Source organism: Rubripirellula lacrimiformis, assembly GCF_007741535.1.
Classification (GTDB): Bacteria; Planctomycetota; Planctomycetia; order Pirellulales; family Pirellulaceae; genus Rubripirellula; species Rubripirellula lacrimiformis.
The window spans coordinates 5593850-5608992 of record NZ_CP036525.1 but is presented as its reverse complement, the minus strand read 5'-3'; the positions used below and the strand labels follow the sequence as shown (position 1 = coordinate 5608992).

Here is a 15143-nt window from a genome sequence, read left to right as displayed (position 1 = left end):
GGCCAGCATCGGAATTCCCGTTGCACACTGGCCATTGATGTTTTCATACGTAGACGGAAGGAAACCATGACTCCATACGCTTCCCTTGACCCTCGGCAACGAATTTTGATGGGGCCTGGACCCAGCACCGTGCCGAACCGAATTCTGCGGGCGCTTGGATCACCGACGCTGGGCCACTTGGACCCCCAGTACATCGGTTACATGGATGAAACCTGCCAAATGATGCGAGACGTCTTCGGGACAACCAATCCGTTGACGTTTCCGGTATCGGGCACGGGCATGGCGGGGATGGAGGCTGTGATGGTCAACCTGATCGAGCCCGGTGACGAGGTGATCGTTTGCATCAACGGTGTTTTCGGGGGCAGGATGAAGGACAACATGCAGCGCTGTGGCGCGACGGTGCACACGGTCGAGGTGCCGTGGGGGAAAACGATCAGTGAGGAAGCGATCGCCGAGGCTGTGGCCAAACACCCGCGGGCGACGATGGTTGGGATCGTCCACGCCGAAACATCGACCGGTGCCCTGCAGTCGTTGCCTGAAATCTCCCAAGTCGTTCACGACGCGGGCATGCTGTTCGCCGTCGATGCCGTGACATCAATGGGTGGACACGAGTTGAAGGTCGATGATTGGCAGATCGACGCGATCTATTCGGGCACGCAAAAATGCCTGTCTTGCCCACCCGGTTTGTCACCGGTTTCGTTTTCGCCCGCAGCGGTCGAGAAAATGGACGCACGCAAAACGCCGGTACAAAGTTGGTACCTGGACGTGTCGATGCTAAGGAACTATTACACCGGCGGCGGAGCGTCGTCGGGGGCTCGTGCATACCACCACACCGCGCCGATCAACATGATTTACGCGTTGCGTGAAGCGTTGATGATCGTGCTGGAAGAAGGCGTCGATCAACGCGTCGCCCGTCATCACGCTGTCCATTTGGAATTGCGATCGGGTTTGGAAGCGATGGGGCTGAAGTACATTCCCGATTGCTCGTTGGCGACGCTGAATTGTGTCGCGACGCCCCAAGGGGTTGACGAAGCAGCAGTACGGCAGCGTCTGCTGACCGAGTACGATATCGAGATCGGTGGCGGCTTGGGTGTGTTCGCTGGGAAAGCTTGGCGGATTGGATTGATGGGATTCGGTGCGACCAAACGCAACGTGCAAACGTTGCTGGCCGCATTGAAGGATTGTTTGGAGACGACGTGAGCAACGCTGCAGTGAACGACCGACTTGAAGGCTTGCGCAAACTGTTTCCGGGCCATCGATTGGTAGCTGATGCGGCATCTCGCGCAGCTTTCGAATCCGATGGATTGACCGCGTTCAGTGCGAAGCCCCTTGGCGTTGTGATCCCGGAAACGACGGACGAAGTCATCGCGGCTGTCCGTTGGTGTCACGACAACGACGTCCCCTTTGTCGCACGCGGGTCAGGGACCAGTTTGTCAGGCGGTTCGCTGCCGGTGGCTGACGGGATCGTGATCGCGCTGAACCGATTGAATCGAATTCTAAATCTGGATCCCGACGCACGCACAGCCGTCGTCGAACCGGGAGTGATCAATATCAAGGTGTCGCAAGCCGCGGCACCGCATGGACTGTATTTCGCACCCGATCCGTCTAGCCAAACGGTCTGCACGATTGGTGGCAATGTCGCGTTCAATTCCGGTGGTGCACACTGTTTGAAATACGGCATGACTTCGAATCACGTGATCGGGATCAAAGCGGTCACCGCCGATGGCGAAGTGGTGACGATGGGTGGCCCCAGTGTGGAAACCATCGGGCCCGACTACACTGGACTGTTTTGTGGAAGCGAAGGATTGTTCGGCGTGGCGTTGGAGATCACGTTGCGGTTGCTGCCCCAACCGGAACAGTTCCATACCGTTCTAGTGGGTTACGATTCGCTTCGCGCCGCTGGTGACGCGGTATCCGCTGTGATCGATTCGGGGCTGCTGCCCGGTGCGATGGAGATCATGGACGCAACATCGATCGAAGCGGCCGAAGCAGCGGTCCAGTGCAACTACCCGCACGATGCAACCGCCGTTTTGATTGTGGAACTCGAAGGCCCAAGCGAGCGGCTGGCCTTTGAACGCGATCAACTCGAACAGGTGATCGCCGCTACCGGGCCGATCGTGCGAGTGGTCGCAAAGGACGACGCCGAACGGCTAAGGATTTGGAAGGGGCGAAAGAGTGTGTTTTCGGCGGTCGGTCGATTGAGTCCGGATTTTTTGGTCCAGGACGGTGTCGTGCCACGCAAACGTTTGGGCGAAGCGTTGGTGCGGATCGAAGAAATTGGTAAACGATCCGGCATCCGAGTGGCCAACGTGTTCCATGCCGGGGATGGTAATCTGCATCCGCTGATCATGTTCGATGGGAACCAGCCGGGCCAACTGCACCGCGCCGAAGAGGTTGCCGCGGAACTGTCGCGAATGTGCATCGAAATGGGCGGCTCGATCACCGGTGAACATGGTGTCGGGATGGAGAAACGGGATTTCTTGCCACAAATGTTTGATGAACCAACGGTGGATATGTTCGATCGATTGCGACGTGCCTTTGACCCCAAATTGGTCGCCAACCCGGGCAAGATGTTCCCCGGTACCGAAGCGCCAGCATTGTCGCTGACTGGATTGCATCCACTGGAAAAAGCGGGGGTCATCCATCGTGAATAATTCCATTTTGCAGCCCACCTGTGAATCCGAAGTTGTCGACGCGGTGAAGTCGTGCCAACTGGTTCGGCCGATCGGCAGCCAGACCAAGCCGTCCCTTTCCGCTGATCAATGTGACGCCACGATCGTCTCACTTGCAGCCGTATCGGGTGTGGTCGAGTACGAGCCGTCGGAGTACACGTTCACGGCCTTGGCTGGCACGCGGGTCGACGAGATCGCGGCGGTTTTGGCGCAGCGGAACCAGTACTTGCCCTTCGACCCCATGTTGGTGGCCGCCGGGGCCACGATTGGCGGATCTCTGGCATCCGGCTTGTCCGGTCCCGGACGGTTCCGGTTTGGTGGGCTGCGAGACTTTGTGATTGGCGTCAACTTTGTTTCCGGCGAAGGTAATTTGATTCGAGCCGGTGGCAAGGTCGTAAAGAACGCCGCGGGTTTTGATTTGCCCAAGATGATGGTCGGCAGCCTTGGCAGGCTAGGCGTGATCACCTCGCTGAATTTTAAAGTGTTTCCCCGTCCCATCGCGACTCGCAGTCTGGCGATCGCTTGCCAATCGGATCAGCAGGCGATGCAGCGGACCAACCAGGCGGCCGCTAGTCACTGGGAACTAGACGCCATCGATTACCGGCCCGGCTTGAAGACGCTGTTCGTTCGAATCGCTGGTCCGCCCCCATTTTGTGATGCCATCGCTGCCGCGATCAGGGAACATTGGGGGCAAGATGTCGCGGACTGTGATGACAGTGATCGGTTTTGGTTCGACGTGAACGAACTGAAGTTTGCACCGGAGTCGCGTTTTGTGGTCAAGGTGCCGATCACCGCCGCGTCTTTCTTGGATTTGGAAGCGTCGTTGGCGGGCCAGCCTGGATACCGAACGCACGTCAGCGCGGCTGGCAACGTGATGTGGATCGCGATCGATGACCTTGACGTGCTGGCCGGCGAATTGACAGTGCGCGGGATGGCCGGGTTGGTCGTTCAGGGCGAGACGCCACAGCCGTTCATCGGCACGCTACCCAAGGCGGCGCTGCACGCGAAAATTCAACACGCGATGGACCCGTTGGGGAAATTCCCACTCTGACGTCCCTCTGACACGTTTCCGCAACAAAGATTGGGCGTTGTCATTGGGGACAACGCCCTGACTGAATCCCTATTGGTTTGACGATGCTGCATTCGATTGATCCTGATCAACACGGACCTCTTGGCGAAGAGATGGCGTCGGCTGTCAGTACCTGCGTGCACTGTGGTTTCTGCCTGGCTGCCTGCCCGACCTACCAGGAACTCGGCCAGGAAACTGCGTCGCCGCGTGGGCGTATCGTGATGATGAAGGAAGTGTTGGAAAATAATTTGTCGATTGACGACGCGATGCCTCATATCGACCCGTGTTTAGGATGTTTGGCTTGCGAACCGGCATGTCCGTCGGGCGTTCCCTACCGCGATCTGATCAGTCCCTTTCGGGCATTGGTCGAACCCAAACGCAAACGAGGTTGGGGGGATCGGTTCCGTCGCTCGCTGGCTCAGTTCACGTTGCCCTATCCCGGTCGATTTCGGGCAGCTGCGATGTCCGGAAAACTAGCCAAACCGTTTGCGTTTCTGGTCCCATCGTCTCTGCGCGTGATGTTGGACCTGTTGCCCGATTCGCTGCCGCCGAAACAAACCTGGGCAGCGGTGAACCCGGCCGTCGGGACGCGTCGGGCACGCGTGGCGTTACTGACCGGGTGCGCCCAATCTGTTTTGGATCCGGATATCAACACGGCCACGATCGACGTGTTGACGCGAAACGGTGTCGAGGTTGTGGTGCCTGCGTCGCAAGGATGCTGCGGTGCGCTCAGTTGGCATGTTGGCAACCAAGATGCCGCTCAGTCATTCGCGAAGAAGAATTTGGATGCCTTCCCCGATGATGTGGATGCCATCGTGACCAACGCCGCGGGATGCGGTTCGGGGATGCACGAATACCACCTGATCATGAAGGGAACTCCGGATCAGGATCGGGCGGAATCGTTCCGTCACCGCGTCGTCGATGTATCAGCGTTTCTAATCCAGTTGGGCGACTTGGTGCCGATTGCCGACCAGCGGACGAGCAACGCCCAGCAATCAAACGATTCTCAGCAATCCGGATCAGCGGCGACGTTGAAGGTTGCCTATCACGACGCATGTCACCTGGCCAATGCGCAAGGGGTGCGAGTGCAACCTCGTGAACTGTTGCAGATGATCCCTGGGGTGGAAGTGATCGAGATTGCCGAGGGGCATCTGTGTTGCGGATCGGCGGGGACCTACAACATCGAACAGCCCGAGATTGCGACTTCGTTGGGGCAACAGAAGGCCGCCAACGTGATCGCAACCGGGGCACAGGTGGTGGCCAGCGGGAATATCGGATGCATGACGCAGTTGGCGATTCATCTACGCCAGGCCGGATCATCGATCGAAGTAAAACACACGATGCAGGTGCTGCGCGACGCCTATCAGTCAGCACGCTGATCGGTTGGTTGCCAGTGGCCTACTGACTTTCAACGGCAATGGTGAGTCGCCCGGCGCCAGGTCACGACCAATTCCCGTTCGCTATCGATCTGCTCCCAAGCGGCCCGGCGGGTATCCGCGAAGGCAGCGTGATTGCCTGCTTATCGTTGCGTTGTGTGGACGCACGGGGCGTTGCCCGCGCGGTGAAAGGATGGGGCGTGCGGGTGGAGGATGGGGCCGGTTTTGCTCGTTTAACCGCGTGCCCATCGGGCCGCGCGTTTGGTTGCGTGGACGCACGGGGCGTTGCCCACGCGGTGAAACGATTTGCCCTTGGGCGGTGCGTCGGCTTGTCGTTTAGGCGCGTGCCCGGCGAGGCTGTGAATAATTGAGTTTTGGCTTGTTGGATTTCTGCATGGGGCTAAATTATTTGCATGAAAATTCCAACCGATGCTCAGCAGCGTGGTTCCGCTCGCACCCACCGCCCCGAACGCAGCCAAGTTGAGATGCGGTTCTATTCGCTTGACCAGATGGTGGCCCGCGAGCACCGCGTTCGTTTGGTATGGCAGTACTGCGAATCGCTCGACCTCGGACCGCTTTACGAGAAGATTAAATCGAAAGTAGATGGTCGTGGTCGCACCCCGATCGATCCGCGAATCCTCTTCGCCCTGTGGTTCTACGCAACGCTCGAAGGGATCAGTAGCGCCCGCCGTTTGAGCGATTTGACCACCCGCGACTTCCACTACCTGTGGATCTGCGGCGATGTCACGGTTAATCATCACACCCTGAGCGACTTTCGCAGCGGCAACGCCGAGTATCTCGAGAAGTTGCTTAGCGACTCGATCGCCGTGCTGCTGAGCGAAAAACTGATCACGTTGGATACCATCGGGCAGGATGGCATGCGGGTGCGTGCCTCGGCCGGCAGCAGTTCGTTTCGGTCCGAATCGACGCTCCAACAGATGCAAGAGGTTGCCGAAGACTATGTAAAGGAACTCGCCGAGCGATCCGACGAGGAAGCTGCCGCGGCAACTCGGGCCGAACAGGCCGCCCGCAAGCGTGCTGCCGACGAACGACTCGAGCGTATCAAGGCGGCTCAAGAGAACCTCAAAGAACTTGAGCGACGTCGTAAAGAGAAACGATCACGCAAAAGCAAGTCGACCCCACGAGCCTCCACAACGGACCCCGAAGCGGCGCGGATGAAGATGGGAGACGGCGGTTTTCGCCCCGCCTATAACGTCCAATTCGCCAGCGACGGCGACTCTCGAATTGTCGTCGGCGTGAGCGTTGACAATCAGGGCAGCGATCAAGGTGAGATGCTTCCGATGTACGAGTCGATCTGCCGCACCTATGGGGTGACGCCGGCACACTACTTGGTCGACGGCGGGTTCACCAAAGCGAGCGATATCGAAGCGATGGACGCTGCGGGGACGGAGGTTTACGGTCCACTGAAGGACATCAAAAGACAAGTCGCTAACGGCAAGGATCCCCATGCGAGCAAGCCGGGCGATAGCGACGCGATGGCGAGGTATCGAAAGAGGATGGGGACACCCGAGGCGCAGGAGATGTTGAGACGACGTCCATCGATAGCTGAATTTCCCAACGCGGAATGTCGTAATCGCGGTCTTCATCAGTTCCGGGTTCGTGGCCAGAAGAAAGCAATGGCCCAAACGCTTTGGCACGTGCTGGTGAACAACTTCAATCGATTGAACAACCTAGGATTTTTACAAACACTGATGAGGCAATCCTGTACTGCGACGCCTTGAGGTTGGCCTCCGGTCTCCAATCGTTGGACGCATCGCGTCCAACGAAGCTTCAAAGCGATCCACCAAGACAAAAGAACCACCGAAGCTTCAACCTGAAACTTTGACGACGACCGGCAATCCAAAATTTTTGAAAAACCACTTCAAAAACACGGCGTCAAGCCACAACCGGCCAATTATTCACAGTCTCGGCGGGCCGCGCGTTTGGTTGTGTGGACGCACGGGGCGTTGCCCACGCGGTTAAACGATTTGCCTTGGGCGGTGCGTCGGCTTGTCGTTTACGCGCGTGCCCGGCGGGTCGCGCGTTTGGTTGTGTGGACGCACGGGGCGTTGCCCACGCGGTTAAACGATTTGCCCGTGGGCGGTGCGTCGGCTTGTCGTTTAGGCGCGTGCCCATCGGGCCGCGCGTTTGGTTGCGGTTACGCACGGGGCGTTGCCCACGCGGTTAAACGATTTGCCCGTGGGCGGTGCGTCGGCTTGTCGTTTAGGCGCGTGCCCGGCGGGTCGCGCGTTTGGTTGCGTGGACGCACGGGGCGTTGCCCACGCGGTTAAACGATGGGGTGGGCGGTGCGTCGGCTTGTCGTTTCACCGCGTGCGCGGCGGGCCGCGCGTTTCGGCATTGAGTCTGTGGGCCGGATCGATCCAATCGCTGTTTGGGGATCGTTTGGTTTTGCCTGGGATGTTTGATTGCCGGATCTGCGTCGCTCCGCTCCTTGTTCCGGCCTACTTCGCTACTTCGTTGGCTTTGCCACGTTTTTCTAATTTGGGGGACCCGTTGGCGGGGCGATGCGATGGAAAATGGTGTTGTTGGGAAAAAGTCGCCTCGAGCAACTGTGTTCAATCGTATCGCACTGTTTTCGGGGTATCGGTGCTGATCATTTCGCCCCAGGCTGGTTAAAGGCAAAGCATGCCCCGCAAAGCCAGATGGCCGTATTTGCTTCTTTTTTCGCCAGGGTTCTCCTAACCCGGGCGGCCGATAATTCAGCGTTGACCGTTACAAACGGTCAACTATATTTCGGCTTCGCGTGTGCTAGAGTTCGACATCGATCGTGTCGCCTCGCCGCGTCGGGCTGATGCCCTGGCCGTCGACTCGGATGGAACGATCGACTCGCCAACTGAGCCAGGTGATCCGCGGCGCAATCTGCGTAGCGTCGATCCCTCGCGATGCTTCCACACCACGTGGCACCTCTTCCTTCATCGAATGCTGAAATGCTGAACTTTTTTCGCCGACAATCTGGCTCCTTTAAAAACGATATCCTCTCTGGAATCACCGTCGCGTTGGCATTGGTTCCCGAAGCAATTGCGTTCGCGTTCGTTGCTGGCGTATCGCCGCTGATCGGATTGTATTCAGCGTTTTTCATCGGCCTGATCACAGCCGTGGTGGGTGGACGGCCGGGAATGATTTCTGGGGCCACCGGCGCGATGGCTGTCGTGGTGGTTGCATTGGTCGCCATGCACGGCGTGGAATACCTTTTCCCAACTGTGATCCTGTGTGGGATTTTTCAAATCCTGATCGGGATCGCACGACTCGGGAAGCTGATTCGGATGGTGCCTCACTCGGTGATGCTGGGGTTTGTCAACGGATTGGCGATTGTGATCGGGATGGCCCAGTTGGGCAGTTTTAAGACGCTCTCTGACGAAGGCAACCTCGTGTTCCTGTCGGGTAGCCGGTTGGGAATCATGTTGGCATTGGTCGCGCTGACGATGGCAATCATCGCTTGGTTGCCAAAGCTGACTCGAGCGGTCCCGTCGTCCTTGGCCGCGATTTTGACGATCACCGTTATCTCCATCGCGATCAACCGAGGCGTCGAACCGGGCCAACCGAATATGTTGGCAACGGTGGGCGACATGCTTCGCACCAATACCAAAGCAAAGACGATCGCGGACGCGCGTGCCGAACTGGCATCGTTGACCGAGATTCCGCAGGACAGCGCATCGGTGGCAACCGATTCGGTAGACGTTAGTTTGGTCAGCGTCATGCAGATCCGGCCTGTCGATGAGACTGCCCAAATCAAAGCGGCCGCCAACAAAGTGGCCGAAACGATCGCCGCGACCGGTGGCGAAGAAAGCGGAATCAGTGGTGGCCTGCCGAAGTTATTCTTCTTGGATGACTATGAAATGGTCCCGTTCCGATTCGAAACACTAAAAATCATTTTGCCATTCTCGATCGTGTTGTGCGGAGTCGGGTTGATCGAATCCCTGATGACGCTGACGCTGATCGACGAGATCACCGAAACTCGTGGTAAAGGCAATCGCGAGTGCATCGGCCAGGGCGTCGCCAATATGGTGTGTGGTCTGTTCGGCGGGATGGGGGGCTGTGCGATGATTGGCCAGTCCTTGATCAACGTCAACTCCGGTGGTCGTGGTCGGCTCTCTGGCATCACCGCATCGGTCTGTTTGCTGCTGTTCGTGCTGTTCCTGGCTCCGTATATCGAACAGATTCCGATGGCAGCACTTGTCGGCGTGATGTTCATGGTCGTGATCGGAACCTTCGAATGGGCTTCGCTGAAGATGTTCCGACGGATGCCGACCAGCGACGTGTTGGTGATGATCTTGGTTGCCGGCTACACGGTCGTCATGCACGACTTGGCTTCGGCCGTCATCTTGGGTGTCATCGTTTCGGCCTTGGTCTTTGCTTGGCAGCACGCCACTCACATGGGTGCCGACGTGAAGCACAACGAATTCGGCAGCAAGATCTACCAACTGCACGGGCCTCTGTTCTTTGCATCGGTTCAGTCGTTCAAGGACATGTTTGATGTCGCCAACGACCCCGACGATGTAGTGATCGATTTCTATTACACGCGTGTCTACGATCAATCGGGTCTTGAAGCCGTCAATGGATTGGCTGAAAAGTACGAGGCGGCCGGCAAGCGATTGCACCTGACGCACCTCAGCAAAGAGTGTCGCGACCTGTTGGACAAAGCCGGCGACTTGGTCGAGGTCAACGTTTCCGAAGACCCGCACTACCACATCGCCAGCGACCGTTTGGCTTAGAATGTGACTATCCGTGCATGACGCGGGCTCGGTCGATCAAGGCCGGTTCCGACGATCGCACGCGTATCACGCCCCCCCCCGTCTTCCTACTGCGATACCGTGCATGTCCCGCTTGAACGTACTTTACGAAGACAACCACTTGCTGGTGGTGGATAAGCCAGCGGGGATCGCGACGATGGGGGCCGAAGCGGGGCTGCCGACGGTCCACGCAATGGCGTGCGACTATTTGCGAGTCAAATACAAGAAGCCCGGCAAGGTGTTTGTCGGCGTTGTTAGCAGACTGGATTCGATGACCACCGGCGCCCTGGTGCTGGCTAGAACCAGCAAAGCGGCGTCGCGATTGACCCCGCAATTCGCCGACAAGGTCGGTCAGGGTGCGGTCAAAATCTATCTGGCGGTCGTCGAAGGCGACTTTCGATCCGAAGCCGGATCGCCCGACGAAGGCGTTCTGGTCGATCATGTTCGCAAAGACGACGCGGCCAAACGCATGCGAGTGGTCGTCGGTGGACCCGACGCGCTGGAAGCATCTTTGCAGTTTCTTGTCCTGGGCCGGACGGAAAACGCGACGGTGATCGCCGTCCAATTGATTAGCGGCCGGAAACACCAAATTCGAGTCCAATTTGCCGATCGCGGGCACCCCGTGCTCGGGGACAATAAATACGGTTCGCGGCGGCAATTTGACGGTGCATTCGTTCGCGGTCAGCCCAAAGGGGTTGCTCTGCACAGTTGGCGGCTTCAAATTGTTCATCCGACCCTCCGTGATCCGATGGAGTTCGTTGCGGACATTCCCTCGTCTTGGAGCGAATGGGCACCGATCATTGGAAAGCCATCGTCGGCGTGGAAACGCGTCGCACGGGCATTTGAGATTCCGCCGATGATCAAGCCCGGCGGTTCCTCGTAAGACCCAATCGGAGTGCCGCAGCAACACCCGCTGCCCAGCCGTCCTTTTTGTGGAATCGATTGATCGTGAACGATTCGACTGCCCAGCCGCCCGCAGATCCGACGAATCCACAGCGTTATCTACCGCGTCGAATCGTTTCGGGCGGGCAAACCGGAGTCGACCGCGCTGGCTTGGACGTGGCGATTGCATTGGGGATCCAGCATGGCGGATGGTGCCCTCGCGGACGCGTGGCCGAGGATGGGACGGTGCCCAGCCGATACGATCTGGTCGAACACACATCGTCCCGCTATCCGCCGCGGACAGCCCAGAATGTCATCGACAGCGACGCCACGTTGATCATCTACGAACGTCGACTCAAGGGCGGCACTCTGCTGACCCAGCGGATTTGCAAGCGGCAACACAAGCCTCACTTTGTGATCCGATTGGATGCCGATTCGTTGGCCCCAGCCAAAGCATGGCTGCAGCACCAGCGGCCCGATGTGCTGAACGTCGCCGGTTCTCGCGACACAACGGCCCCCGGTATCTACGACCGCGCGATGAAGGCGCTGTTCGAATTGTTGGACAGCGGATCGTGAAACGAAATCCCACCAGACCATGCCCACCTGTTTGCCACCATCGTGTGCAAAGGAAGTAAAGCAGGTAGGCAGAAGTGTTTCCGTTGATTCGCCGGTTGCCAATTCAGCCCCCTCTCCCCCGGTTTCATCCAAGTTCGACTTGGATGGAATTGGTGGTGAGGGGGGGGATGCTTGGTGTGGGGGATTGCCGGATCCGCGTCGCTGCGCTCCTTGATCCGGCCTACATCGGCTCCGCACGCTGGTCCCTTTTTTAGCCCCCTCTCCCCCGATTTCATCCAAGTTCGACTTGGATGGGATTGGGGGAGAGGGTTGGGGTGAGGGGGGCGATGCATGGCGTGGGGGATTGCCGGATCCGCGTCGCTGCGCTCCTTGATCCGGCCTACATCGGCTCCGCACGCTGGTCCCTTTTTTAGCCCCCTCTCCCCCGGTTTCATCCAAGTTCGACTTGGATGGAATGGGGGGAGAGGGTTGGGGTGAGGGGCAACGCCGTTAAGGAAATTTTTCATGCTGCATTTGAGAGGTCCAGTGCAGCTTTGGCAAGCTTCTGTTGCTCTGCGGTGGCGAGTTCAATTGTGGGTGGGCCGGTCCGGGGTTCCTCTTTTCGGCGTGGGTAGTTGCGACTTTTCTTTTTACTTGCGCGGTCGTATGTATCCGTCAACGCACCGGCCAAGAGACTCCGAAGCGATTCGCCCCGCGCGGGTATCTCGTTGGGGCAGTGCAGGATGTTTTGCAATATTCGTAACACCATCGCGACGCTCGTTTGAGCCGCCGGTTCGATCCGATCGATTTGTTCGCGAAGCGCCAGTAACTGCGCCATCCAAAGACCGACAAGCGACCAGGTTAACTCGTGCTCGACGACATCCGGCGTTCGCCCGAGCAGTTTCGAACGACCGTAAGTTTGCTTTAAGGATCGGAATTGCACTTCGATTCCCCAGCGTTTTCGATAAATTTCCCCAGCACGCGAATCACTTAACTTGCGTAAGTTCAATTCGTTGGTGACGAGATAGACTTCGCCACGTCCGTCGTGAAAGCGAAGTAGCCGAAGGACCAACGGCGGCTGCTTGCGTTGCTGTTTTTCTTTCGGCCAGCAGTACACGATGCCATCACGTTCGCGAACCCGTCCAAGTTGCTTCAGGAAGCGACAATTGCTTCCGACACGCGTCAGGAAGTGATGGCCGTGGCTGTCGATCGCGTTCCAAAAGTCGTAGCCGACGAAACCAGCATCACCGCAGATGAGCGTGTTTTTCGGTAGGTCTAAAGCATTCAGCATTTCCAACAGATGGGCTCGTTCGCTGGAATAACTCGGTCCGATTTTCCATGCCCATGGCAATCGCTGTCCGACATGCCACAGTAGCGTGAGCCAGACTTGAGGACCGACGGGCTGCGGATTGTAGTTCTTCTTTTTGCTCACCGGTTTTCGTTTGTTGGCGTGTCGACCACGCTTGTTCTTCTTCTTGTTCTTCTTCGATCCCCTTTTGTTCTTTGGCTTGCAGAACCGCTTCTCGTTGGCCAGGGTTCGGCAAGCATCCAAGCGGGAACCGTCGACGGCCAACACCAACCAAATCCCGATGCGAAAACTTGCTTGATCTGTCTTCTCCATCAAATGATGCATTCGTTGGACCAGTGGCGGAAGGATTTGCTCGGTGTACTTCTGCAGTGCAGTGATCAGCGTCTGATACGAATGAATCCCGGTCGTACCGAATAAGCTCTCGACACTTTTGATCGCGTCTTTGGTGGATTCGACGAGCAATGATTGACTACTCCAAACCCATAGAATTGCGACCTGCATCAAGTGAGTCGGCACCCAATTGGCATTGCCGTGAACACGAACCTTTGCGAATAATTGGTCGTTGGCGATCCAGCGAATCGCTTTGGCCAGCTGTTCACCTTGAGTCATTGATTGCTTCTGTTTCGAAGCAGCATCCTTGCCACTGTTACTCATAGCCAGGCTCCTTTTCTTTCGACGATGTAGTCGAGGATTTTGGGGGGAGCCTGGCTTATTTCATTTATGGCCCTCCAAAAGCTATCCTGGTTACCTAATTCACTCGAAAAATTTCCTTAACGGCGTTGGGTGAGGGGGGCGATACTTGGGCGGGTAAGTGAAGGAATTCTGGCGAATCCCACGACGGGTGCTTGGATCCCCGGCCGCTTGCGGCTAAACGACGAACGAAATCAACTCGCCACTCGTCACGGTTCTCACGTTCAACCGGGGGGGATCCCCAATGGTTCCTAGCCGTCGTTCTTTTCGATCGCCACGATCCGCTGCTGCGCCTCGCCCGCCCAGGGGCTATCGGGAGCCAGTTCCAAGAACCGTTTCCAGTGATGCTTGGATTCCACCGATCGTTCCAGTTGATCCAGTACCTGGGCCAAGTTGTAGTGCACGTCGGCATAGTCGGTATGCAGGGACAGGGCACCGCGGAACGCCGCAACCGCTAACTCGTACTGACCGGTTTCGGACAACACGTTTCCTAGGCTGGCACGTGCTTCGACGAAATCAGGATCGACTTCGATCGCGCTGTAATAACGCTCGCGAGCCGCCACCACTTCGCCCAACCGATACAGCAGTTCGCCAATCTGGAAACTGATATCCGCACGCGGCCCGTCGCGGGCGATGATGGCGTGACAGTAGTCGACGGCGGCCGCAAAGTCTCCGTCGTCCTCGGCAACAAACGCTGCCGCCAACAACGGGTCATTTAGCGCTTCGGTCGAATGGCGGAGCGAGTATTCGTCGGGGATGTCGGCCACGTCGGTGAAGATCGATATCGTCGCCGGTGGAAAGGTCAGGTCGTCGTCGTCATCATCGGCGTGATCCAGTGCATCGACGTCAAAGCTGGTCGATTCGTCATCATCATCGTCCAACGCATCAAAATCGAAACGCAATTGTCCGCCTGGTTCCAGCAAGCCTTCGCCCTGCCGCATCAGGACGTGTTTGCCTTCGACCAAAATCGATAGCTGATCCAGCGGTCGCTGGATATCGGGCAGCACTTCGACCCATTCGACCAATCGCTGTTCGATCGCTTGCGGGCTGGCACCCGACGCGATCCATGACGCCAATCGCCGCGCTGTGGCGACCTCTTGGAAATCGAAATACGGCAACCGATGCAATGTTTGTACTGGCGTGATCAGGCCGCGCCGCTGCCAGCGTCGGATCACGCGGACGGAAACTCCCAACAGATGAGCCAACATGGCGGGCGTGTAATAGCGACGGATCGCTTGTTCGATTTCGACCAGTCCCAGACGTTGCCACAGATCCGTTTCGTGCAGGATTTCTAACTGCCCCGATGCAGCCAATTCGCGAATCGAGTCACCGATCAATTCGGCCTCGGCCAGCGGGGATTCGTCCGCACCGACCACGACCCAGTCGATCGCATTGGCGTCTAGGTCGACGACGGCCGCGTCGTAGGACCGCAGCACATTCGTCGCCTCACGCTGATTCATGCCACCGAATCGACCCACCAGGGCGACTCGTTTCCCCGCAACGCTATCGGCCGGCGATCCGGCGTCGGCGACCAGTCCTAGCGTGACGGAGGCGTCCGCATCGCTGTCTTCCAGGTCGCTCTCTTCCAGGTCGTCTTCCTCGAACGCACGGACATTCGCGTCACCGTTTTCCGGGACGCTGGCTTTCAGCTGGACGTTGTCGCTGCCGCCGTCGCAAACCGCTTGATCGGGAATTGGATCCTCCGCCGCCACATCATCGGCAACTGCCGAAACGTCGGCCGGGTCTTGGCGATCAAAATCGTCGGTGTCTGGCGGAAACGTCAACGGGGCATTCCGAAGCAAACAAGGACAAGCGGAGGCCGAACGCGGCCGATCATCA

Annotated in this window: 11 protein-coding genes; 8 read left to right on the top strand and 3 right to left on the bottom strand. The window is 57.9% G+C overall.

Annotated elements, in window-relative coordinates; all coding sequences use genetic code 11:
• The first annotated feature begins 66 nt into the window (after positions 1–66).
• From K227x_RS19610 to K227x_RS19590, 5 genes are all read left to right on the top strand, one after another.
• Positions 67–1200 (top strand): pyridoxal-phosphate-dependent aminotransferase family protein, encoded by a 1134-nt coding sequence (locus K227x_RS19610; RefSeq protein WP_145172155.1) that lies wholly within the window; start codon positions 67–69, stop codon positions 1198–1200.
• Between the two features lie 11 nt (positions 1201–1211).
• The gene (locus tag K227x_RS19605) at positions 1212–2654 is read left to right on the top strand and encodes an FAD-binding oxidoreductase (protein WP_145178148.1); all 1443 of its coding nucleotides are present in this window, start codon (positions 1212–1214) and stop codon (positions 2652–2654) included.
• Positions 2647–3723: an FAD-binding protein gene (locus K227x_RS19600; RefSeq protein WP_218933389.1), complete on the top strand. Its 1077-nt coding sequence runs from the start codon at positions 2647–2649 to the stop codon at positions 3721–3723. Before K227x_RS19605 ends, K227x_RS19600 begins: the two co-directional genes overlap by 8 nt.
• A gap of 83 nt (positions 3724–3806) precedes the next feature.
• Complete coding sequence (locus tag K227x_RS19595; protein WP_145172151.1) at positions 3807–5120, top strand: (Fe-S)-binding protein; 1314 nt, start codon at positions 3807–3809, stop codon at positions 5118–5120.
• A gap of 410 nt (positions 5121–5530) precedes the next feature.
• On the top strand, positions 5531–6859 hold the full coding sequence (locus K227x_RS19590) for an IS1182 family transposase (protein WP_145169287.1): 1329 nt from the start codon (positions 5531–5533) through the stop codon (positions 6857–6859).
• Positions 6860–7886: 1027 nt separating this feature from the next.
• Here the strand turns inward: K227x_RS19590 and K227x_RS30715 are convergent.
• A complete protein-coding gene (locus K227x_RS30715; RefSeq protein WP_218933388.1) occupies positions 7887–8054 on the bottom strand; it encodes a hypothetical protein in 168 nt (55 codons plus the stop codon).
• A gap of 11 nt (positions 8055–8065) precedes the next feature.
• On the opposite strand from K227x_RS30715, the gene K227x_RS19585 reads away from it, so the two are divergent.
• The 3 genes from K227x_RS19585 (at position 8066) to K227x_RS19575 (ending at position 11326) form a co-directional block, all read left to right on the top strand.
• Positions 8066–9850 (top strand): SulP family inorganic anion transporter, encoded by a 1785-nt coding sequence (locus K227x_RS19585; protein ID WP_145172149.1) that lies wholly within the window; start codon positions 8066–8068, stop codon positions 9848–9850.
• A gap of 103 nt (positions 9851–9953) precedes the next feature.
• The gene (locus tag K227x_RS19580) at positions 9954–10751 is read left to right on the top strand and encodes an RluA family pseudouridine synthase (RefSeq protein ID WP_145172147.1); all 798 of its coding nucleotides are present in this window, start codon (positions 9954–9956) and stop codon (positions 10749–10751) included.
• 65 nt (positions 10752–10816) lie between these two features.
• Complete coding sequence (locus K227x_RS19575) at positions 10817–11326, top strand: putative molybdenum carrier protein (RefSeq protein ID WP_145172145.1); 510 nt, start codon at positions 10817–10819, stop codon at positions 11324–11326.
• A 502-nt stretch (positions 11327–11828) separates the two neighbouring features.
• On the opposite strand, the gene K227x_RS19570 is transcribed toward K227x_RS19575, so the two are convergent.
• Both K227x_RS19570 and K227x_RS19565 read right to left on the bottom strand, forming a co-directional pair.
• Positions 11829–13268 (bottom strand): IS4 family transposase, encoded by a 1440-nt coding sequence (locus tag K227x_RS19570; protein WP_145167793.1) that lies wholly within the window; start codon positions 13266–13268, stop codon positions 11829–11831.
• A 287-nt stretch (positions 13269–13555) separates the two neighbouring features.
• Positions 13556–15088, bottom strand: coding sequence for a tetratricopeptide repeat protein (locus K227x_RS19565; protein ID WP_315854319.1), 1533 nt, complete (start codon positions 15086–15088; stop codon positions 13556–13558).
• Positions 15089–15143: the final 55 nt, after the last annotated feature.

Excerpts from the sequence above, each read along its gene's own strand:
- K227x_RS19610 (WP_145172155.1), top strand. The coding sequence starts at position 67 with ATGACTCCATACGCTTCCCTTGACCCTCGGCAACGAATTTTGATGGGG.
- K227x_RS19595 (WP_145172151.1), top strand. The coding sequence starts at position 3,807 with ATGCTGCATTCGATTGATCCTGATCAACACGGACCTCTTGGCGAAGAG.
- K227x_RS19590 (WP_145169287.1), top strand. The coding sequence starts at position 5,531 with ATGAAAATTCCAACCGATGCTCAGCAGCGTGGTTCCGCTCGCACCCAC.
- K227x_RS30715 (WP_218933388.1), bottom strand. The coding sequence starts at position 8,054 with ATGAAGGAAGAGGTGCCACGTGGTGTGGAAGCATCGCGAGGGATCGAC.
- K227x_RS19585 (WP_145172149.1), top strand. The coding sequence starts at position 8,066 with ATGCTGAACTTTTTTCGCCGACAATCTGGCTCCTTTAAAAACGATATC.
- K227x_RS19580 (WP_145172147.1), top strand. The coding sequence starts at position 9,954 with ATGTCCCGCTTGAACGTACTTTACGAAGACAACCACTTGCTGGTGGTG.
- K227x_RS19570 (WP_145167793.1), bottom strand. The coding sequence starts at position 13,268 with ATGAGTAACAGTGGCAAGGATGCTGCTTCGAAACAGAAGCAATCAATG.